Annotated in this window: 15 protein-coding genes; 4 read left to right on the top strand and 11 right to left on the bottom strand. The window is 37.2% G+C overall.

Features of this window, described 5'->3' with window-relative positions:
• Positions 1-126: 126 nt before the first annotated feature.
• The 5 genes from addA to ACFIMW_RS01870 all read right to left on the bottom strand — a co-directional run bounded on the left by addA (position 127) and on the right by ACFIMW_RS01870 (position 11,952).
• Positions 127-3,603 (bottom strand): double-strand break repair helicase AddA, encoded by a 3,477-nt coding sequence (addA, locus tag ACFIMW_RS01890; RefSeq protein WP_375607920.1) that lies wholly within the window; start codon positions 3,601-3,603, stop codon positions 127-129.
• 2 nt (positions 3,604-3,605) lie between these two features.
• Positions 3,606-6,725 carry a double-strand break repair protein AddB gene (gene addB, locus ACFIMW_RS01885; RefSeq protein WP_375607919.1) on the bottom strand — a complete coding sequence of 1,040 codons (3,120 nt, stop codon included), beginning with the start codon at positions 6,723-6,725 and terminating at the stop codon, positions 3,606-3,608.
• Between the two features lie 385 nt (positions 6,726-7,110).
• Positions 7,111-8,685 (bottom strand): peptide chain release factor 3, encoded by a 1,575-nt coding sequence (locus ACFIMW_RS01880; protein WP_375607918.1) that lies wholly within the window; start codon positions 8,683-8,685, stop codon positions 7,111-7,113.
• On the bottom strand, positions 8,685-10,346 hold the full coding sequence (locus ACFIMW_RS01875) for a lysine--tRNA ligase (RefSeq protein ID WP_375606113.1): 1,662 nt from the start codon (positions 10,344-10,346) through the stop codon (positions 8,685-8,687). Before ACFIMW_RS01875 ends, ACFIMW_RS01880 begins: the two co-directional genes overlap by 1 nt.
• A gap of 370 nt (positions 10,347-10,716) precedes the next feature.
• Entirely contained in the window at positions 10,717-11,952 is a 1,236-nt protein-coding gene (locus ACFIMW_RS01870; protein WP_375606112.1) for an argininosuccinate synthase, read from the bottom strand.
• 166 nt (positions 11,953-12,118) lie between these two features.
• Between ACFIMW_RS01870 and ACFIMW_RS01865 the strand changes: the two genes are divergently transcribed.
• The gene (locus ACFIMW_RS01865; RefSeq protein ID WP_375606111.1) at positions 12,119-12,760 is read left to right on the top strand and encodes a LysE family translocator; all 642 of its coding nucleotides are present in this window, start codon (positions 12,119-12,121) and stop codon (positions 12,758-12,760) included.
• A gap of 753 nt (positions 12,761-13,513) precedes the next feature.
• On the opposite strand, the gene rlmN is transcribed toward ACFIMW_RS01865, so the two are convergent.
• The 6 genes from rlmN to lptC all read right to left on the bottom strand — a co-directional run bounded on the left by rlmN (position 13,514) and on the right by lptC (position 20,319).
• Complete coding sequence (rlmN, locus tag ACFIMW_RS01860; RefSeq protein WP_375607917.1) at positions 13,514-14,740, bottom strand: 23S rRNA (adenine(2503)-C(2))-methyltransferase RlmN; 1,227 nt, start codon at positions 14,738-14,740, stop codon at positions 13,514-13,516.
• Between the two features lie 41 nt (positions 14,741-14,781).
• Entirely contained in the window at positions 14,782-15,285 is a 504-nt protein-coding gene (locus ACFIMW_RS01855) for an invasion associated locus B family protein (RefSeq protein ID WP_375607984.1), read from the bottom strand.
• A 1,542-nt stretch (positions 15,286-16,827) separates the two neighbouring features.
• A complete protein-coding gene (ptsN, locus tag ACFIMW_RS01850; protein ID WP_375607916.1) occupies positions 16,828-17,292 on the bottom strand; it encodes a PTS IIA-like nitrogen regulatory protein PtsN in 465 nt (154 codons plus the stop codon).
• Between the two features lie 902 nt (positions 17,293-18,194).
• Positions 18,195-18,989 (bottom strand): LPS export ABC transporter ATP-binding protein, encoded by a 795-nt coding sequence (gene lptB / locus ACFIMW_RS01845; protein ID WP_375607915.1) that lies wholly within the window; start codon positions 18,987-18,989, stop codon positions 18,195-18,197.
• Between the two features lie 6 nt (positions 18,990-18,995).
• Positions 18,996-19,568, bottom strand: a complete 573-nt coding sequence (locus ACFIMW_RS01840) for an LptA/OstA family protein (protein ID WP_375607914.1) — start codon at positions 19,566-19,568, stop codon at positions 18,996-18,998.
• A 106-nt stretch (positions 19,569-19,674) separates the two neighbouring features.
• Positions 19,675-20,319 carry an LPS export ABC transporter periplasmic protein LptC gene (gene lptC / locus ACFIMW_RS01835; RefSeq protein ID WP_375607913.1) on the bottom strand — a complete coding sequence of 215 codons (645 nt, stop codon included), beginning with the start codon at positions 20,317-20,319 and terminating at the stop codon, positions 19,675-19,677.
• Between the two features lie 185 nt (positions 20,320-20,504).
• Here lptC and ihfB point away from each other — a divergent pair, with 185 nt between their 5' ends.
• The 3 genes from ihfB (at position 20,505) to ACFIMW_RS01820 (ending at position 22,192) form a co-directional block, all read left to right on the top strand.
• Positions 20,505-20,783, top strand: a complete 279-nt coding sequence (gene ihfB / locus ACFIMW_RS01830; RefSeq protein WP_375607912.1) for an integration host factor subunit beta — start codon at positions 20,505-20,507, stop codon at positions 20,781-20,783.
• Between the two features lie 7 nt (positions 20,784-20,790).
• Positions 20,791-21,087 (top strand): lipopolysaccharide assembly protein LapA domain-containing protein, encoded by a 297-nt coding sequence (locus ACFIMW_RS01825; RefSeq protein WP_375607911.1) that lies wholly within the window; start codon positions 20,791-20,793, stop codon positions 21,085-21,087.
• A 172-nt stretch (positions 21,088-21,259) separates the two neighbouring features.
• Positions 21,260-22,192 carry a class I SAM-dependent methyltransferase gene (locus tag ACFIMW_RS01820; protein ID WP_375606105.1) on the top strand — a complete coding sequence of 311 codons (933 nt, stop codon included), beginning with the start codon at positions 21,260-21,262 and terminating at the stop codon, positions 22,190-22,192.

Genomic DNA, 22,192 nt, shown 5'->3' with positions numbered 1-22,192 from the left:
ATCAAGTTATTGCAAAGATAAATTATTAAAGGACTTTTTTACATCAGAGATTGTGCGTTGTGTTTGTTTGAGCGATTTTATGAAAGTAAATAAAGTGTAAAAATGCTTTGCAAGGAAAAGACTAACTTATAAGGCAACTTCACTAAGAAATGCCTCAAGTTTTTCTGGAGAAAGTTTGAAAATTTTGGCTTCTTTACTATAGATAAGCAGAGCTTGTATATCTTTATCGGGATGAATAGCTTGCAATAATTTTCGATAAAGAGCCATTTGCAACCAATGATGGGAAGCAATAGCGGCTTCATTTTCTGGTGGGGTTCCCGTTTTAAAATCGGCAAAGATAATGCTGTTTTGCGTGATGTAGAGACGGTCAATTTGACCAGAGATTACTTGTTCTTTTCCACGAATTTTTACAATGCCCATTAAGGAAACCTCAGCACGTGAATGCTCAGAAAAAAGGGGTTTGAGATAAACATGATCTAATATTTTCCAAATATGGCAAAGAGCATCTTCTCTTTGGCTCTCATGCCAATGAGAGGCTTTGATATTGAGATAGTTTTGAGCATAATCTCGACGTTTTTGTGGGGGACAATCGGGTAAATATTGTAACAATCGGTGAATGAGATTACCGTACTCAATGGAAAAAGCTCTGTTTGTGTTCGTTTCTCCTAAAACAGGTGAAATAGTAAATTGTTTTGGACTTGAGGAAGGTTCTGTATCAGCTTCAATAGAAAGGCTCGCTACTGAGGGTTTTAACGGTTTTGGGAGAATTGGTTCTGCTGGTACTTTATGAGAGAAAAAATCTGGTAGAGGTGGAAGTGTTTGGCACTCAGAACGAGAGGCTTCCTGATTTATTGAGGCAGAAGAAGAATCTGTGATACAATAACGCCAAGCTGCAATATCTTCTGCAGGACCCTTAATGGGAACTGCATGCGGTTTGAGAGCTTTCTTTACCAATTGTAGCCACGTATGAGGATTATTGCGTTCACCGCTATACCCGCAAACAAACAATCGATCTTCAGCACGCGTCATTCCTACATAGAGAAGGCGCCTATACTCCTCTTCAGCACGCTCTTTTAAACGCAAAATTGCTTGTTTAGAGGGCATTGTATCGAATTCTGCATTAGGGCACCAGATAAAAGCTTGTTGATCACTCAAATGTGCATTGTTCAAGGGAACTTCAAGCAAGTGAGGTGAATGCTGAGGATGCCAGATTGCACTACCAGGATCAACCAGAAATACAACGGAAGCTTCCAGTCCTTTTGCAGCATGAACAGTCATGATGCGAATTTCTTCATGATTTTGGTCAAACTCACGTTTAATTTCTGGTTCACTGACACTTAATGTTTCCAAAAAAGCTTGTAATCCTGGTAACCCCGTTTTTTGAATCGCGAGTGTGTAGTCCATAAAAGCATCAAGCACATCATTGGCTTCCGAGCCTAAGCGCGCTAAAATTTTTTGTCTTCCCTTATCATTATTCAGAATATGGCTATAGAATTCGAAGACTGGTATTTTATCCACTAAAGTACGATAATGGTTCAGCTTTTCAAAAGCATCTTTAAAAGATACCCGCGATGATGTATGCGTACACAAACTTTGCCAAAGAGAGCCAGTGCGGTGTGCGGCAAGCAGATAGAGTTCCTCTTCACTAAGAGCAAAAAGGGGACTTTTTAAAACACAAGCAAGAGAAAGATCATCTTGTGGCTGCAAAACAAAACGCGCAAGTGCCATTAAATCACGGATACTAATATGTTTAGTAAGTTGTAAACGGTCTGCACCAGCGACAGGTATATTGCGTTGTTTAAGGGCACGAGAAAGCGCTAGGGCAAATTGATCACGCTTACGAACCAAAACCATAATATCACTAGCACGCAATAACCGCCCTTTTGCTGGAAGCATTTCTCCTTTTTGTAACCAGCCTGCAATAGTTTCAGCAACTTTTTCTGCCAAACGTACTGCTGGTGTATCTAAATGATCAACAGTTACATGCCAATCATCAGGAAATTCGTCTTTTTCTTTAGAAATAGCATCCCATAAAATAACTTCACCTGGACTGTGAGTACGGATAGCTTCGTGTATGGTTTTTGTATTTTCTGCCGAAAGCCCTTTATAATTTTCTGGTGTTTCAAAAACAAGATCAACGCTTTTAAGAACATCTGCTGTAGAGCGAAAAGAGTAATGCAGTTGTATTTTTTCGAATTTCTGCTTTGCTTGTTGTGCTTTTTTTTGAATAATTTTCCCATTTGCAGCAAAATTTTCTGGTGCAGCGCCCTGAAAGGAATAAATAGACTGTTTTTCATCTCCAACAGCAAAAAGAGTACGTATATTGTCACGTTGACTATGACCTGTAAAAAATTCTTGCGCTAAAAATTGAATAATTTTCCATTGATCAGGGTTCGTATCTTGTGCTTCATCAAGCAAAATATGATCAAGACCCTTATCAAGTTTATAGTGCACCCATTGGCTTGCACCTTCACGTTGCAATAAATGGAGTGTGCGCTCAATGAGATCATCAAAGTTTAAAAAACCATTGGTTTTTTTTAAATTTGCATAAATTTTGAGATAAAGGGCACAAAGCTGAAAAGCCGCCATATTGAGTGCACAGACTTTTACGCACTGATATTTCTCTAAAAGAACAGAAAGCTTGCTTTGTTTATCTTTAATCAATTGTTGAATAAAAGGCCAAATTTCATCTGATTTTTTAGACGATATAAGTGCAAAATTACGAGGTTTACCTTCTGTTGTAAAATAAATATCAGAAATACTATTGAGAATATTTGTCTCATCACGTACCTCTTCTAATTGGGAAAGTTTTGCCACCATATCCTTGAAGCTTTGACTTCCATTGGTTTCACAATGGTTAAGAGCATAAAGAGGAAGACGAGCAGTCTGTTGAATTTTTTCTAGTAATTGCTGATTTGTATCATCAGGTGCTAAATCAAACAGCGACCGCAATTTTTCTTCTCCATTTTCAGACAGAAGAGAAGACAAAAAATCAGACAGTTTATGTTGCTTTTCAGCTGCTTCATACAGCAATTGGTTAAAAGTATGTTCACTGATAACCTTAAGCAGCTGTTTTAGAGCGGGTTGTACATCATGATGCTTCAAAAGTTGGCAGCGAGCTTCTTGTAGTAATTTCTTGCGGTTGACATCATCTATGAGTTCGAAATGTCCAGCAATATTGGCTTCTAGCATAAATTGATGCAAGAGAGATTCGCAAAATGCGTGAATAGTCTGTATTTTCAAACCACCAGGTGTTTCTAAAGCACGAGCAAAGAGTTGGCGCGCATAGGTTATTTTTGTTGCACTGATAGGTTTGTTTTCAAACTTCGATAAGATTTCTTTAAGCTGCGCATCATCGAGTTCATTCCAGCTGGAGAGCGTGCGAAAAATTCGTGATTGCATAACAGCGGCGGCGGCTCTCGTGTAAGTAAGGCATAAAATACGTGCTGGAGGCGTACCGTTTAAAAGCAAACGGATAACACGTTCGGTTAGAACATGGGTTTTTCCAGATCCTGCATTTGCAGAAACCCACACGTTTTTTTGGGGATGTGTTGCTGTTGCTTGTGCATCAAGAGCGGCTTCAGGAATAGAAAAAAACGTCATGATTACTCTTCTTTATGAAAACCACTTGACCATTCCCATAAGCGTGCCAGATGATCATAGTCACTTTCATATTGTTTTAACATAGGAACTGCGTGTGAAAGATAGCCTTGTTGTGGATTTTGATAATAAGTTATGAGTGCGATAAGATTTTCCCATGCATTGTTAGCAAGATCAACAGCATTTAGATGAGTTTTTCCGTCTTTTTTCTTTAAAAGAATTGATTGGGATTTAATTTCACCTTTTTTGTTAAGAGGAATGTAAAATAAATTTGAGGGGGTAAAATCTTGAAAATCTGGGAATCCCCCTTGTATGAGTAAAGCTGTTTCTAAAGCCAATTGCGGAAATAATAATTCACGAACTTGTTTTGATGAAGGAGGGGTTCCGGTTTTGAAATCTAGAATTTCAACCGTTTTATCTGGCAAAACATCAAGACGATCAGCACGTCCTGAAAGGGTTACCCCTGTTGTTCCTATAGGGATTTTTTGTGATACCACTTCCGAATATCGCTCTCGCAGTCCTAAACTTTGTTCCCATTGAATAAAACGTGGAGCAAGATTTTCAAAACTATCCCACCAAATTACTTCAATATCCGGTGGAAAATTGAATTTATCAAACTCTTTACGTCCAATAGCAAGCAACACATCTAATGCATTTGCAGCATTTAGATTTTTTATTTGTGTGCAAAAATCTGCAAGAATAGCGTGATAAAGTGTTCCACGTTCAGGAGCGCTAGAATTATGAATAAGGGCTTTAAGTGGTTTGAGCCTTAAGATTTTTTTAGCATAAATGGCATAAGGGTCATACCGTAATATTTCTATTTCAGTAACTGAAAAATGACGTGGACGCATATCAAGAGGTGGTACAGGGCAGGGACGCTTCACCTCAGAAATCATGTTTGTATGATCAAGCATCTTTGCCCAATGAAGGAGTATTTCACCTCGTGCACGGATTTGTTTCCAAACTTGTTGTCCTACGACGGTTTCTAAGCGTTGTAGCCAACGTGAAGGAATGGAAGGCGTATGATTAACACGCAATGCGCGACTCATCACCACTTTATCCATTCCCATCGCCCATTGAAAATCATGCGCGGAAAGACCAATATGCTGCTCTGGTGGCTCCAGAGTTAACATCATTTTCATCGGTCGCGATAAAAAAGCATCATTTCGGGTTGATATCGGCCATGACCCTTCATTAAGACCGCCGATGACCACTGTATCAACCGTTTGCAAACGCGATTCCAAAGTACCCCAGATGAATAAACGTGGATGTCCTCCAGGAGAAGGTGTAACGGAACGCATTGCGATCAATGCAGAAAACATAGCAGGCCATTCGCAAAGATGAAATGTTAATCCTGATTGATCACTGACCAATTCACGTAAGAACTTTGATAAGGCTTGTCCTGCTTCGTGTTGATAAAGATGTGCAAGAGAGTTATCCTCATCGCGACCAAAATTTTCAAAAACTTCAACAGTTGCTATCGCAGCTTCGTTGATGGTGCACTCTTTCTCTTGTTTCATAAGAGATGTTAAAGGTTCAACAGCTGTCCTCAAAAGATGACAAAGGAAACGTGCTTCTTCACATTTCTGCTGATCAAGAGCGTTGATTTCAGAACTATTATGAAAAGATGTTTCAATCCATTTTTCAAGAAATTGATCACATTCGCAAAGATTGATGCGCCCTGTATTCCCTCGAAGAACAAAAAGTTCAAAATTTTCTGCCATTTCCCGTAAACGATGACGGTTTTGTTGGAGTGTTGTAAGGGGATGTTTAAGAAGAGAAAGAAAAGCAATGGGATCATCAGGTTGTAATACATTTTCTAAGATAAGCCGCAAAAGCGTTACAGGCAATGTTTGGGCAAGTGGTATTCCCCCTGAATCATTTGCTTCAATTCCAAATCGTTGTAATTCCGCAGTAACACGGCGTGCTAAATTACGGTCATTTGTAATAAGAGCTGCGGTTTTTTGGGGTTCTTCAATAGCTTTGCGTAAAGCAACAGCAATAGCGAGAGCTTCTTCACGTTCATTGATAGCTTCAATAAATGACCAGTCTGCACAAAGAGCCTCATAATCATCACGGACAATTTGTATCCATTTATCTGTCGTAGAAGCAGGTCGCAATGCTTCCGATAAAAGAGCCATTCGTCTTTTCTTTGTGCTACTTTGTTGGCCAATTTCGCAAACATGGCGACGTTGACACCCCATGAGAGAAAGAAGTTTTTTTAAATGATATTGAGGATGGCTAAAAATATTTTCTGCAGGATCAAAAAAATCGCAAGCTGTTTTTTCTTTATTGCTTGTGCTTAATGCATTCCATTGTTCTTCATCCATATAAAAATCAAGGCCAGGAAGAACAACAGCCCCTTTGGGCAGAGAAGCTATAACCTTTAAAAGATGAGAAACTGCGGGCATAGAACCTGACACACCAGCTGCAATGATCGGTTTATCAGGCTTCGTACGTCGTAAATTCTCTGCATGCATTGTGAGTGCTTGATTACGCCATTCAGCGGGATTACTTCGTTGTCTTTCTGTCAAGATTTGTGGCCAATTTTGCGTAACAATAGTCAGAAAATCGAGCGTTATCTGCCACCATTCAGCGACCATGTCAGGGGCAATATCTTTAAGTTTCGACCAATCTGCTCCTTCTGTTTCAATTTCGTCCATCAAGTGTGCTAAATCTTGAGCAAGCCAAATTGCATCAGCACTATGAGCTGGAATAAGCACATCTTCTGTACCAAACATGGCACGCAGATGCGCAGGTAAATTTTCACGCCATGGACGAATAAGGCGCGCTAAAAGCAGTAGGCGTTCACTTTCTCCAATAGGCGGATTTAAAGCGCTAGTATGATTTTCAACAAAAAGGAAACTGTCTTCATCGACATCTCCTAGAGCACGAATAGTTGGTAAAAAGGTTGATTGTGTATTACTTCTTTCAACAAAAGCTAAACGCAAAGCGCGCGCAGCACGACGTGTCGGAACATAAATAAGGCTATCAGCAAGAGCAGTTTGAATGTCTCCATTGGGAGCAAAATTATCAATAAGGGTACCAGAGAGCAGTGCATCAACAAAGTGAGGCAAAAAAGCCGTTCCAGAAGATATAGAAAAGACACGTGGCTTATAAGTCATATGATCTCATATTGGGAATAACAAATTTCATCTTATTGATTATTTGCTTTATTTTGACTGTATACAATTTTCATACAAGAAAAAACTGAAAAGCTCTATTTATACAGGAGATTTTTAACTGACATTCAAAATACTTAAATATATGACCTTGTCTTAAGCTATTGTGAAAAAATATATCAAAATTTTAAAAGACGTCACAATTACAAATATATTATAACTTATTGAATATTATAAATAAATTTACTTCTCTCTTTATATAATACAACCTGAAAGTGTTCTTTACATACTCCTTTTGTTTTCAGAAAAAATAACAATATTCAGATCCCTAACTCAATATGAAAAATCATTATCAACCAAATTGTTACATAAAAAATTCTTCTTTACATTAAGAGCTTACTTGATAATCTTTAAAAGTAGAAAATTTTATCTTAGGAGCTCTTTCTGCTTCATAATTTAATGAAAAATGGTTCTCCGCTAAAAAAACTGGATCACCTTCTAAATCATACGCAAGAGCAGAGCGATGATTGTTGAGAAACTTTTGCAACTCATCTTTGCTCTGCGCTGAAATCCAACGGCATAAATTAAAGCGTGCAGACTCAAAATTCACTGGCAAAGAATATTCTATTTTTAATCGCTCTTTTAAAACATCAATTTGCAAAGCACCAATAACACCAATGAGAGAAGGCGACCCATCATCAGGAATAAACAATTGCACAACCCCTTCTTCAGCCATTTGTTGCAAAGCTTCTCTGAGCTTTTTTGCTTTCATTGGATCACCCAAACAAACACGACGCAAAATCTCTGGTGCAAAATTGGGTACTCCCTTAAAAAGAATATCTTCTCCTTCAGTCAAAGTATCACCAATACGCAATGTTCCATGATTAGGAATCCCTACGATATCACCGGCATAGGCTTGATCAGCAATTTGGCGCGAACGCGCAAAGAAAAATTGTGGAGCAGAAAGTGTCATCGGTTTTCCTGTTCTGACCAATTTTGTCTTCATACCACGTTCAAGTGTTCCCGAACATACCCGAAAAAATGCAATACGATCACGATGATTAGGGTCCATATTCGCTTGAATTTTAAAAACAAATCCCGTCATTTTAGGTTCAGTTGCTATGATATTGCGCTGATCTGCACTTTGATCACGAGGACTTTGACCAAAATCAATAAGCGCATTGATCAAATCACGAACACCAAAATTTCGTAAAGCTGAACCAAAATAAACCGGAGTCATATGACCTTCACGGAAAGCTTGAAGATCAAAATTCTTGCAAACACTTTGAGCGAGTTCTACTCCTTCAAGAAAAGTGGAACGTTGATATTGGGGAAGTAAATGGACAACCTCACTGGGATTTGAAACGATCCGCTGGGTTATCTCATCATCTTTTTGGCGAAAACGGTTATGATGAAGATCAAAAGTCCCAACGAAATCTTTACCCGTCCCAATGGGCCATGTTATGGGGGCGGTATCAAGAGCAAGCTTTTCTTCAATTTCATCTAAAAGCTCTATAGGATCACGCGCCTCACGATCCATTTTATTGATAAAAGTAACAATAGGAATATCCCGCATCCGACACACTTCAAACAGTTTTAGTGTTCTAGGCTCAATCCCGCGGGCCCCATCCAATACCATGATAGCACTATCAACCGCTGTAAGCGTGCGATAAGTATCGTCTGCAAAATCTTCATGGCCTGGGGTATCTAGGAGATTAAAAATATGATTTTCATATTCAAACGTCATCACAGAAGTCACAACAGAAATACCACGATCACGCTCAATATTCATCCAGTCAGAACGAGTTTGAATACGATCTTTTTTGGCTTTTACTTCTCCTGCAAGTTGAATAGCACCACCAAACAATAAAAGCTTTTCCGTCAATGTTGTTTTCCCAGCATCTGGGTGAGCAATAATTGCAAATGTACGGCGCCGCTTTACTTCCTGTACTCTTCGTTCCATTATTCCTCCATAGGTCGTGCAAGTGCTTCAGCAATCAGTGCACGCATTTCATTAATCCCATAAAGCGCTATAAATGATCCCCATCGTGGACCTCTCTCTTGTCCTAAAAGGACCTCATACAACATTTGAAAAAAAACATTGGAAACGCCAGGCCCACCTTCAGGGCTTTTTTTGCTATGATCTTGATAGCGTTCCGTTAACCGCGCAACATCAAGAAGTGTATTTTGTAGTGTGTTGCCATCAACAGTTTCAGGCAAATTGGCTAATTTTGCATCAATTTGTGCTAATGTTGCTCGTTCGCTGTCATCTGGTATACGAAATTTTTTGTTTGGTTTAACAAAAACATCAAAATATTTAATGGCAAATTTCACCAATTGATCAAGTTCTGGACAAGTTTGCGCATTTGCTCCCTTAGCGTAACGAGAAATAAAACCCCAAAGAACCCCTGCATTCTCTGCATTTGAAGCACTTACCAAATTTAAAAGCATCGCAAAAGGTACAGGTAAATCAACCTGCGGTGGACAACCATTATGAATATGCCATACAGGATTATTGAGCCGTTCTTGCCAACTTTGACGACCATAGGCAGAAAGATGCGCATAATATTCATCCACAGCTTTGGGAATAACATCAAAATAAAGCCGTTTTGCTGTCTTGGGCTTTGAAAACATATAAAGCCCTAAGCTCTCTGTTGGAGCATATGTAAGCCATTCATCAATGGTTAAGCCATTTCCCTTGGATTTGGAAATTTTTTGCCCTTTATCATCTAAAAAGAGTTCATAGTTAAATCCCTCTGGAGGCTTTCCACCCAGTACTTTACAAATTTTAGAAGAAAGATTTGTGGAATCGATAAGATCTTTTCCTGCCATTTCATAATCAATGCCAAGCGCAGCCCAACGCATAGCCCAATCGACCTTCCACTGACACTTAACTTTACCCCCTGTAACCTCTGTTTCTATGGTTTCTCCTGTTTCAGGTTCAATATAAGTAACTGTCCCTTTTTCAACATTACGCGCAATCATTGGTACTTGTAATACTTTTCCAGAAAAAGGAGAAATCGGTAAAAAGAGAGAATAGGTCGCCTGTCGCTCTTCACCTAATGTTGGTAAAATAATTGCCATCACCTTGTCATAACAAGCAAGAATTTTTAAAAGTGTTTCATCAAAACGACCAGAATTGTAATAATCCGTAGCACTTGCAAATTCATAATCAAAACCAAAACGATCAAGGAAAGCCCGTAACCGCGCATTATTTGCCGCTCCAAAAGAAGGATAATCATCTCCAAAAGGATCAGGTACACGGCTCAACGGTTGACCAAGATAATGTTCCATCTTCTCGCGATCTGGCACATTCTCAGGAACCTTGCGCAAACCATCCATATCATCAGAAAAACAAAGTAATTTTGTTTTTACTTTATTCTCTGTGAGAATATGAAATGCATGACGCACCATGGTTGTACGTGCAACTTCCCCAAAAGTTCCAATATGCGGTAAACCAGAAGGTCCATAACCGGTCTCAAATATTATACTGTCTGGGTAACCCGTCTTTTCATACCGTTTGATAATCTTACGTGCTTCTTCAAATGGCCAAGTTCTCGATTGAGCAGCCGCATCCTTTAATTCAGGCGTAAGGCTAAGGGCATCACACTGATTACGCATCATTATTTATCCTAAAAATTATAATCTTCCAAAATAGGGTGTATGGTTCTTGAATTTATTCGTCAATAATAGCAAGCAAAAAGATGTAAATTTCTTTATACTCTTAAGTCACAATACAAAAACCACCCTCACTGTAAACATATTTCGTTCTGAGTGAAATAAAAACATTGAACGTTATAAAGCAAAATTGTCTTGTTTTGATTATCAGAGCCTTCATTATTATTTTCGTGGATCTTGCTTATTACCGTCATTCGCAAAAAAACGAAAAATCTAACATTCAACGAAAGAACTGTAAAAACAAACAGGTAAAAATTTTTAAATTAAGCGTTTTATACAAAAACACTCCCCCACATGATACTTATCAAAGTAATTTTTATTTCTTTTCTTTATCACCTTGATGACGCCTTGCTAATGTACGCAAACGTAGAGCATTTAATTTAATAAAACCAGTCGCATCTCTTTGATCATAAACACCTTGATCATCCTCGAAAGTTACCAACTCACTGGAATAAAGTGATTTTTTACTTTGGCGCCCTTCAACAATCACATTCCCCTTATAGAGCTTTAACGTGACTTCACCTTCAACATGTTCTTGAGATAAATCAATAGCTGCTTGCAACATCTTACGTTCGGGAGAAAACCAAAAGCCATAATAAATGAGTTCTGCATAACGTGGCATCAATTCATCTTTTAAATGAGCTGCGCCACGATCTAACGTTAAAGATTCTATAGCTCTGTGAGCCGTTAAAAGAATGGTCCCCCCTGGTGTTTCATAAATACCCCGCGATTTCATACCTACAAAGCGATTTTCTACCAGATCCAACCGACCAATACCATTATCCCGCCCATAATGATTTAATTCTGCAAGTAAAGTTGCAGGAGATAAATTTTTTCCATTGATTGAAACAGCATCGCCTTTTTTAAAGCCAAGAGTGATTCTGGTTGCTTCATCTGGAGCATCTTCCACCGAAAGAGTACGCATATGGACATATTCAGGAGCAGGAAGTGCTGGATTTTCTAAAATCTTTCCTTCTGATGAAGAATGTAATAAATTTGCATCCACTGAAAAAGGAGCTTCGCCTTGCTTATCTTTTTCTACAGGAATTTGATGCATACGCGCAAATTCAAACAGATCTGTCCGACTCTTAAAATCCCAATCACGCCACGGAGCAATAATCTTTATATTAGGATTAAGTGCATAAGCAGAAAGTTCAAAGCGTACCTGATCATTGCCTTTGCCCGTTGCTCCATGAGCAATGGCATCTGCCCCTGTTTCCTTAGCAATTTCAATAAGACGTTTTGAAATAAGTGGACGTGCAATTGATGTTCCTAAAAGATAAGTCCCTTCATAAACGGTATTGGCTCGAAACATCGGAAAAACAAAATCACGCACAAATTCTTCACGCAAATCTTCAATGTAGATTTCTTTAACACCTAGCATTTCAGCTTTACGACGAGCAAGCTCTAATTCTTCCCCCTGCCCCAAATCTGCTGTAAAAGTCACAACTTCAACGCCTAGCGTACTTTGTAACCATTTGAGAATAATTGACGTATCCAATCCCCCCGAATAAGCCAAAACAACTTTTCTAATACTTTTCCACTTTTTCATTCTAAAGCTCTATACGAATTGTTCTTTTTTTCTAAAAAATTAAAACGACACAAGAAATATAAAAATAAATTCTCTTTAAACAACATTAAAAAGACTCAAAAAGCATAAATAAAGACGCCTCAAAGTATAAATAATGAACATTACTTAAAAATAAGAGGAGATTGACGTGTCATTTCTACCGGAGTGGTCTATTGTTGTACAATTTGCTTTAGCATCGTTGATTTTAGCACTTATTCCAGGACCTGATATGATGCTTTCTGTAGGACGAACCATTACACAAAGCAAAAAAGCTGGAATTATGTGCGCCTTGGGAAGTGCAACAGGATTTGCCATTCAGGTTACAGCTGTAGCACTTGGTTTATCAGCGCTTATTTTTGCTGCGCCACACGCTTTTGTTTTTCTGAAAATTGTTGGCGCCTTTTATCTTTTATGGTTTGCCTTTCAAGCATTAAGGAGAAACCCGACACTTTCCTTTGAACCAACATCTTCTAAACCTCAAAGCTCTAAACGTAACTATCTTGCTGGTATTGGAATTAATCTTCTCAATCCTAAAGTCATACTCTTTAACGCAACATTCTTACCACAATTTATCAATGCAAATGATCCTATGGCAACACAAAAGCTGCTCTTTTTAGGACTCTCTTATATTCCTATTTCTTTCCCCATTACAATTTCAGTCGTTTTTACAGCGCATAAACTTACCAAAATCCTTAAACAGAACCCTCTTTATCTTCGCTTTCTCGATTGGCTTATTGCAGGTACTTTTACCAGCTTTGCCCTCCATCTCCTTGTGGTTACAAAACATTGATTTATAAGTGTAATGTATCGCTTTTAATTTAAATAAAAAAACAAATATTATAAGATTTTTTCATTTCAAACCTGTTTATTTTGAATAAAACAATACCTTTCCTTTGTACATCACAAGAGAAGCTGGAGTTTTTGTATGGATAAAAACTATCTAAGAAAAGAATAAAAACACCTCTTATAAACCATCTCAAGTACTAAAAGCTGTTACAACATTGGGAGCTAAAAAATAGAATGGTGGTACCAATTTACACCTTTATTAAACATAAAGGTGTAGGAGTACAATACATTTCACAGAAGCTTTTTGTTATACTCCTCACAAGCATTATCGTGATATGAAGAGTGCACTAAGAGATACTTAAAAAACATATCAATGGATAACTCAATGGTATTTATATTTTAGATCCTCTGTAGGCACTGCACAATCTCCACTTTTTAAAAGGTATTACCGTAGATGCTTTTAAAAGACACAAAACCTAATTAATGAGTATGATAATAAGGTAGAAATTAGTTACAATCCTTAAGACTTCATATTCCCTCTAAATTAGGCTTCCTTCTTATTTCAGAGATTATGCAAACAGACTATAGACAATCTCTTACCCCATTTAGCATATAAACGCTGAAACTGTTCGTCTAGCACTTATCCAATCTTAATCTCTGTCTCACATATGCTATCGCACGAGGTTTGGATATTAATTTACAAACAAAAAAGCACAGACTTTATATCGCTTCGCTATATAGCTAAAAATTGTATTAACTAATGACCAACAGCATTTTCAAGTCGTAAACGTTCAGATTTCCGTAAGCGCTCTGAAGCCGATTTAAGCTGTCCACATGCAGCTAAAATATCGCGTCCACGCGGTATCCGAATAGGAGAAGCATAACCCGCTTGATTAACGACATCAGCAAAACGCTCGATTTGATCCCAATCAGAACACTGATAGTTACTCCCTGGCCACGGATTAAAAGGAATTAAATTGATCTTAGCAGGAATCCCTTTCAATAGCTGAATCAATCGCTTTGCATCATCTAAACTATCATTGATATCTTTTAGCATAACATATTCAAATGTGATTCGCTTTGCATTAGAAAGACCAGGATAATTACGGCAAGCATCCATTAGTAAAGAAAGCGGATATTTTTTATTAATGGGAACAAGCATATCCCTTAATGTATCGTGTACTGCGTGGAGTGAAATCGCCAACATAACACCAATTTCTTCTCCGGTTCGGATAATTCCAGGAACAACCCCACTAGTTGAAAGCGTAATTCGACGTTTTGATAAAGAAAGTCCATCGCCATCAGAAGCAATCAATAAAGCTTTTTTAACAGCTTCAAAATTATAAAGAGGTTCTCCCATTCCCATCATAACAATATTGGTAATTTTGCGCCCTTCAATGGGAACAATTGCTCCATCAGGAGTATTCTTATCAGGAAAATCACCCAAACAATCACGTGCAACCAATAACTGTGCCAAAATTTCTTCTGCAGTCAGATTGCGAACAAGCATCTGTGTTCCCGTATGGCAAAAGGAGCAGGTTAACGTACACCCTACTTGCGATGAAAGACATAAAGTACCACGCCCTTCCTCAGGAATATAAACCGTTTCAATCTCAACAGGCCTTCCAGCTCCACGTGCAGGAAAACGTAAGAGCCATTTACGCGTACCATCTTTTGATATTTGTTCTCCAACAATTTCTGGGCGCGCAATGGAAAAATGACACTTAAGTGTTTCTTGCATTGCTTTAGAAATATTCAGCATTTCATCAAAATTTGAAACACCACGTACATAAAGCCAATGCCAAAGCTGGCGTACACGCATACGCGTTTGACGCTCTGGTACACCAACGGTCTTTAATGCCTGCACCATTTCATCTTGTGACAAACCAATTAAAGAAAGCTTTGAACTCTCCTTCACGACCACATTATCTGTTTTTCGTGCTGAACATGAACCAACTGGTCTAAGGTCATAGGAAATGGCCATTGCTTTCCAATTTACATTACTATTTTAGAGTTATCGAAACCTTAATGGCACTTTTGAACTGCATTTAATGCAGCAGTAACCCCTTTTAAGGAATAAGTATAAGTGGTATGCGTTCCTCGTTTTGATATCGCTTTCACTGTCATATCGCTTCCAGCACGCATAGCAGAAACAAGCTGCTTTTCTAGCTCTGATGACGCCAACCAAGCTGAGGAATCTTTCGTGAAAAAATCAAAGTCCTTACCTCCAATGGTCACTGTCACTCTAGACCCTTCTTGAAGCGTATAACCAGCCATGAACTGCGGTTCAAACGAAATAGGAGAATGAGAACGCTTGGTAACCAAGAAAAAGTTATCACCATGATTAACTGTCGTTGGAAGAGCCTTCAAAGGTACCGATAACACATAGCAAATCGTATTTTTGGGCGATTTATAAGAATAGGCTCCCCACGCTTCAAATTGATTTAAACGGCTTGGCGTTTGTGCATATGCCACTCCTGCTGTAACAAGAACCATTACAGATGCAGCAATAACAGTCTTTTCAAACATCTTCATTTAGCTCACTTCTTTAGTCTCTAACAAGATTTTCTTCATTGGAAAAATTCAACAAAAACTCCTCCATATTCATGTGTTATTGTCCTAATTCCTTCAATAAGCGAAATATTTTCAAACTAATCAAAATAGATTTCTACGTTTCATTATGACCTTTTAATCGTTACCAAAAAATAAACTTCTTATTCAATAACCACATTAAAAAATAACATCTTCATTTTACGCTACTTATTTCGTTTTTGTATAAAAAACGATTTCTTTAAGCTATAGAACCTCAAAATGAGATAAAAATATACCCCGGACTCCCCGCAAAAAAGCTTAATCGCCTTACGAATATCACTTCTCGACTTTATGCATTCAATACATTTATGTTCGCAAAATACTCCACCTTTTACTCATTATAGTGCATTCATATTTCGTATTCAATATCGTCCCGATAACACTTTTTCTCAACCTTCAAAAGACCTTGTAAAAATAATAAAATATTATCAAGATATTAATAATAAAACATAAAGAATTTAGATTCTATCTCAATAATCACATACAACTTTGTTTCTTTTGATCTTATTTCCCTATATATTTCATCTCCAATTATTAATTTCTAAAATGATTTTAGTAGCTTATAATAGCTTAATCGTATTATTTTAATATATTAGATAATATTCTTCCGCTTGTTACCAAAAAACGCCTTAAGAATTCTTTTGGTAAGTCTCCTTATCTTATTTCTAAGTAATTTATAAAAAGAAATATAAAACTTTTTTCTACAGCAGTTCTAATCTTATTATTTTTTACACAACATTTCAATCAATTAAAACATACTTGAATAAATCTTCTCATACACAAAAACTCTTTCACTCAACCCAAAGCTATAATTTTCATTCTTACCGTGCAAAATTATTGTTTAGTATGAGCTGGCATCTAAACCATATCTATTAAAATAGTTTATCTCTCTCCTCTCTCATACAAAGAACGCAATATCCCTTATTTCTGCTTGAACCTTAATAATATTATCCATAGATACTCAAAATTAACTTACGAAAAAATTCAATGCACAAATAAACTTTCCCGCTGATTTCTTCCCGGCCTTCAAAGGACGAAAACTCTTAATCCAATTTGGCTTATAAACAGTTTAGATTCTTGTCGAGCGCAGCTCCTCTTGTTTTCCCACTCATGAAATTAAGTTAACTCAAAGCTCTACAAGCAAGTCCTGCTTTAAGAATATTTACCACACATTCTAAAAGCACTAGTATATTAAAGAAACTTACATACTTTATTTTACCACATCTGAAATGATAGTGTTTTTACAGTATAATAGGACGAAAAAATCCACGAACATAATAATTAGATGCTTTAATATACGAGAACAAGAAAGGACAAGCCCTTCGTTTTTGTTGCTTGCTCTTTAAAAAGAAGGTTCACTTAGAAGTGATTTTCTTAAATCTCATGACATAACCTTGTGTTATTAGTCTTAAGATGCAAATTATATTATTTCCTACGCTCTGTAGCGCATACCTCGCAACTACACGCTCATAATACCTTTTAAGCTGCATTTGATTCTGAAGTTTGAATTAATAAAGCATAAAGCGCATTGGCATTATGCGTATTGCGCAATTTTTGCACAACATCAGCATGACGCAAAACACGTGCAATCTGTGATAAAGCTTTTAAGTGATCTGCACCAGCATTTTCAGGTGCCAAAAGGAGAAAAACGAGATCTATAGGTTCGTCATCGAGAGCTTCAAAATCAACAGGACTTTCAAGACGTGCAAATATACCAATAATCCGATTAATATCTGGTAATTTCCCATGAGGAATCGCAATACCACCACCCAGACCCGTTGAACCAAGCTTCTCGCGTTGCAAAACAACATCAAAAATCACATGCTCACTAAGACCTGTCAGTTGAGACGCTTTTTCGGCTAAAATTTGTAGAACTTGTTTTTTCGAATTAGCCTTAAGAGCCGGAATGACCGCTTCCGGTGCTATTAACTCACTCAAATTCATCCTTTAATTTTCCTCTTATACGCTCAAATGCTCAATCAATAAACCTATAAACGGTATAGATATTTAAAGTTCTTTCACTTTCATGCATCATTGCATGTGTTTTTATTTTTCAATTTATAACGGGTGATAGTTTAATACATGTCATATCACTTTTAACACAACAATAAATAATATTTAGCTCCTCATTAACAGCATGAGAAAAAAAAGAAATGAAATTGTTCATAAAATTAATTTCCTTAAGACAATAGAAAAGGTCATTATTGATAAAATTTATTAGACTTATCACAAGAGTTAATGCACAATTCCCAATTAAATTTTTTCTTTTTTTTAACGAGCTCTTAATAACATGGGGAAACATACTGAGCGAAATAGACCTTTACTTTATACAATTACGGTATAGCTTAACACTGCCTTATAACAACAATCTAAAGGCTTCTAGAGATTTAATGACTTTTTTAGATCTATTCTGATATCTATAGACGAGCTCCTATTTTGAAATATGCCATACAAACCAATAAAACACGACAATCCCTCTTGAATAACCGCAATATATAATTGGTGCTCCCATCAAAATACCCGAAACAGCATTATCGATATGTTATTTGATTCGACAGAAAAAAATATGGTGAATATCTCTTACCTTTCAATAACACATACATTTATTTACAGCCTCATTTATCACTCATTATCACGTTAATCTAGTGATATCTTTTCTACGATACAATCATGTGTAATCTAAACTAATAAAACAACAAATTCACCTTATAGTGATGAAGCTTTCTGCACCACTCCATAAAAACATTTTAAGATTATAGTCATAAAAGAAGTTTTAGCATAAATAAGGAGATTTTCAGTAATAATGTTCGGTTAAACTTAAATGGAAACTCGTGAAAATTGTAAAATCAAAGAGAAAACTGATTTCCCAAATAAATTCTGCGTACATCAACGTTGTTGATAATATCATTAGGACAACCGTGAACTAACACCTTACCTGTGTGAATAATATAAGCGCGGTCGACAAGTCCTAATGTCTCACGCACATTATGATCCGTTATTAAAACACCAATGCCACGCCTCGTTAAATGACGAATAAGTTGTTGAATATCGAAAATAGCGATAGGATCAATTCCTGCAAATGGTTCATCAAGTAACATAAAATTGGGACGAGACGCTAAAGCGCGCGCAATTTCAAGTCGCCGACGCTCACCCCCAGATAAAGAAAGTGCAGGCATTTTACGTAAATGATCAATTTTAAATTCATGTAATAGGCTATCTAACTCTTCACGTTGTTTAAGGCGATCTTTTTCAACGACCTCTAAAACAGCTTTAATATTATTTTCTACTGAAAGGCCACGAAAAATAGAGGCCTCCTGCGGAAGATATCCAATACCTAAACGTGCACGTCGATACATCGGAAAATGTGTAATATCAAATCCATCAATCTTAATGGAGCCTCCATCAGATTTTATGAGCCCCATAACCATATAAAAACAAGTTGTTTTACCTGCCCCATTAGGCCCTAAAATACCAACAGCTTCTCCTGTACGAATGCCAAAAGAAACACCATTAACAGTTCGTCTTCCTCTATAAACTTTAACTAAATGACTGGCAATCAAGGTCCCCTTTAAGCGCTTTTTTGAAGCTTCACTTGCAAGGTCATACCTATCTGTCTGTTTTTTTCTTTTGATTCCAAACATGAAATCTTAATGGCCATTCTTTTGATTTTGTTTAAAAATAATAGAAACACGGCCTTTTTTCTCAGGCGTCTCACAACCTTCTAAAAAAGCCTTTCCGCTTTCCATATTTGCCGTTAGTTTGCACCCCGTTGCCACATTATCACCATCAGTTAACACAACATGCTTCCCAGTCAAACTCATCATTTTTGACTTTCCATCAAAAACGCCTTTATCACCTGTAGCAATTTGCGTAGCAATTTTTATATAGACCTTTCCTAAAGCTTCCATTTTTTTTATGCTTGACGAACCCAATAAAGAAACAGGTGATGCCTTTGTATATTCTTTGTTTCTATCCGTTTTTTTATAGGCTTTATCGTAGTAAACAACTAATTTTGCCGTTCGTAAAAGACGTTCACCTTGTACTACTGAAACATCACCCTGAAAAAGCGCTATCCCCTCTTTATCACGTATTTCTAAAGAATCTGCATAAAGTTCTACCGGTTCTTTGTCATTTGATAGACTTATTCCAAAATGAGTCCCTTCAGCATATCCTAAAACCATCCCTCCTTCTAACATTCCCATGCTAAAAGCTAATGCCATACCTATCCATCTTTTGTATGATCTCATGATTTCAATTCTTCATGTTTATATATACACATACTTTTCTTTACAAATATCCACTTTAAAGATTCGTATTGATATTCCGTCATTGCTTTTGCAGCACTAAATGCACACCACCATGAAAATACATGTTTTTTCCTTTTTCTCGAATTTGCAAAGCATTTGCTGCAAGATGCAAACCTGCTCGCTGAATATTAACACGTTGATCTGTTTTTAACTGCCCCTCAGATAAATTAATACTAGCGGATATAAATTGTGCCATCATCCCATCATTTGTTGTAACAGTGAATGGCTTATCCAACTGTAAAAAACCATTAATGTTATCATAAACTCCCCCTTGTGCTGCGAGAAAAACCTGTCTTTGTTGGCCCATAAACGCTTTAGCCGTAATGTTTTGCAACCTAATTATTCCAGAGTGTGTATGATCTTGAAATGCCTTTTCTGCTTTAAGCCAATAAGGTTCATGAGCACGCGTATACCCTTCTAATTTTGGATTGAGTATCGTCAAATTCATCACTTCACTCTCTTCGCTATTCAAAGGCATAGAATTAGAAGTAACAGGAACTGAGAAAAACGTAAACCAGCAAAAAACCAACGCTGAAACCAACGCTAAGAAAGGTAAAAAAATTTTTAATATGCTAATGCGACGCGAATGACGGGAAGCTTTTTTAAAAACATCTCCAAAAGATGATCGCGTGGAAAAGACTTCATAAGGTTTGTGTACGAACATATTCTCCTAATCTCTTAAATGTTCCGCATTTTTAATTTGTATAACCTTTATAAGAGGTATTTTAAAATTTTGTTTCTTGCAATTTGTTTTTTCTTTGTTTTATTTTGCTTTTATCCGCTTATATATTGTAATATGCATGGAGTGCACAATTATAAAAAAGTTTTTTGTGTGAAAGTGAGGCTATTGTGGTTAAATCAGAGCTTGTGCAAATTATTGCTCGTCATAACCCACATCTTTTTCAAAGAGATGTGGAAAATATTGTGAACGCTATTTTTGAGGAAATTTCAACAGCACTTGCAAATGGCAATCGCGTTGAACTTCGTGGATTTGGAGCTTTTTCTGTAAAGAGCCGTTCAGCTCGTAATGGACGTAATCCACGAACAGGTGAAGCCGTTACTGTTGATGAAAAGTGGATTCCCTTTTTTAAAACTGGCAAGGATTTACGTGACCGTCTTAATCAATGAGAAACTTATGATTATTAAACGTATTCTTCTAACAAGTATCAGTGTGATTCTCGCTGCGTTTTTGATTGTTTTTATCGTAGCTAATCGTCAAATGGTTCCGTTAAACCTTGATCCTTTTCGAGCAAATTCTGAAAGTTTTACTTATCATGCTCCCCTCTTTATATGGCTCTTTATTTTCTTTGGTTTTGGTATCTTATTAGGAAATTTGATCCGTTGGTTTTCCTATCACAAATGTAAAAAAGCTCTCAAAAAAAGTAAAGCCGAGATAGAGAAATTGAAAACGACTATATCAAATCTGGTATAATGGTATTTTAATGAAATCTTTTTCTCTCTGTATTTTATATTAATACGGAGTTTAAAAGTGCTCTTTTTCTTTTTTATACATGTTTTAATTGACTTTAGCTTTTTTGCACTTTTACGAAACATTTAAGAGCTTTATAATATATTTTTATATCTCATATACCGTGATACAAAACATGCCCCCACAATGCTTTCAATCCTCCCATAATAATAGATATCCGCAGGAAAAGCTGCCCCTTATTTTAGAAACGGGTATAAGCGAAAACTATGCTCTCATTGATTCTGGTCATGGACAAAAATTAGAACGTTATGGAGCTTACCGCATTATTCGACCAGAAGGTCAAGCACTATGGAAACCCGCTTTATCACAGAAACAATGGGCTGATGTGGACGCTATTTTCACGGGAAATCGTGATGAAGAAGGGGTTGGTCGTTGGCATTTTCCTAAAAAGCCACTTAATGAGACATGGCCACTTTCTTGGAATGGACTGTCTTTTCTAGGCCGTTTTACTTCTTTTCGTCATGTGGGAGTTTTTCCTGAACAAGATGCCCATTGGCGCTCTATGGAAGAACAAATTGTTAAAGCCGAACGCCCTATAAAATTGTTGAATCTTTTTGGCTATACAGGTATTGCCTCTTTGATTGGAGCACGAGCGGGTGCGAATGTTACCCATGTTGATGCTTCTAAAAAAGCCATTGCGTGGGCAAAAGCTAATCAAGAAAGAGCAGGATTACCAGATCATTCTATTCGCTGGATTTGCGATGATGCTATGAAATTTGTCGAGCGTGAACTGCGTCGTAAGAAAAGCTATGATATGATTCTCCTTGATCCCCCTGCTTATGGGCGTGGACCCCATGGTGAAGTTTGGCAACTGTTTGATCATTTACCAGATATGATCACAAATTGTCGTAAACTTCTCTCTGATAAACCGCTCTCTGTTGTGCTTACAGCTTACTCTATTCGTGCTTCCTTCTTTGCACTTCATGCTTTAATGCGTGATGCATTTGTAAATCTTGGTGGTAAGGTCGAATCAGGAGAACTTATTTTGCGTGAAGAAGTTGCAGGACGCGCTCTTTCTACTTCCCTTTTTAGCCGTTGGATTGCTTGA

Origin of the sequence: Bartonella sp. AC329YNZD, from assembly GCF_042196685.1 — a bacterium.
GTDB lineage: Bacteria > Pseudomonadota > Alphaproteobacteria > Rhizobiales > Rhizobiaceae > Bartonella.
The sequence above is the reverse complement of the archived record's forward strand: the minus strand, read 5'-3'. Positions and strand labels throughout refer to the sequence as shown.

Bases quoted from the DNA above. Each gene is read 5' to 3' on its own strand.
- ACFIMW_RS01875 (WP_375606113.1), bottom strand. From the start codon at position 10,346: ATGATGCGTAATCAGTGTGATGCCCTTAGCCTTACGCCTGAATTAAAG.
- addA (WP_375607920.1), bottom strand. From the start codon at position 3,603: ATGACGTTTTTTTCTATTCCTGAAGCCGCTCTTGATGCACAAGCAACA.
- addB (WP_375607919.1), bottom strand. From the start codon at position 6,725: ATGACTTATAAGCCACGTGTCTTTTCTATATCTTCTGGAACGGCTTTT.
- ACFIMW_RS01840 (WP_375607914.1), bottom strand. From the start codon at position 19,568: ATGGCATTAGCTTTTAGCATGGGAATGTTAGAAGGAGGGATGGTTTTA.
- ACFIMW_RS01855 (WP_375607984.1), bottom strand. From the start codon at position 15,285: ATGTTTGAAAAGACTGTTATTGCTGCATCTGTAATGGTTCTTGTTACA.
- rlmN (WP_375607917.1), bottom strand. From the start codon at position 14,740: ATGGCCATTTCCTATGACCTTAGACCAGTTGGTTCATGTTCAGCACGA.
- ACFIMW_RS01870 (WP_375606112.1), bottom strand. From the start codon at position 11,952: ATGAAAAAGTGGAAAAGTATTAGAAAAGTTGTTTTGGCTTATTCGGGG.
- ACFIMW_RS01880 (WP_375607918.1), bottom strand. From the start codon at position 8,685: ATGGAACGAAGAGTACAGGAAGTAAAGCGGCGCCGTACATTTGCAATT.
- ACFIMW_RS01820 (WP_375606105.1), top strand. From the start codon at position 21,260: ATGCCCCCACAATGCTTTCAATCCTCCCATAATAATAGATATCCGCAG.
- ptsN (WP_375607916.1), bottom strand. From the start codon at position 17,292: ATGAATTTGAGTGAGTTAATAGCACCGGAAGCGGTCATTCCGGCTCTT.
- lptC (WP_375607913.1), bottom strand. From the start codon at position 20,319: ATGTTCGTACACAAACCTTATGAAGTCTTTTCCACGCGATCATCTTTT.
- ACFIMW_RS01825 (WP_375607911.1), top strand. From the start codon at position 20,791: ATGATTATTAAACGTATTCTTCTAACAAGTATCAGTGTGATTCTCGCT.
- lptB (WP_375607915.1), bottom strand. From the start codon at position 18,989: ATGTTTGGAATCAAAAGAAAAAAACAGACAGATAGGTATGACCTTGCA.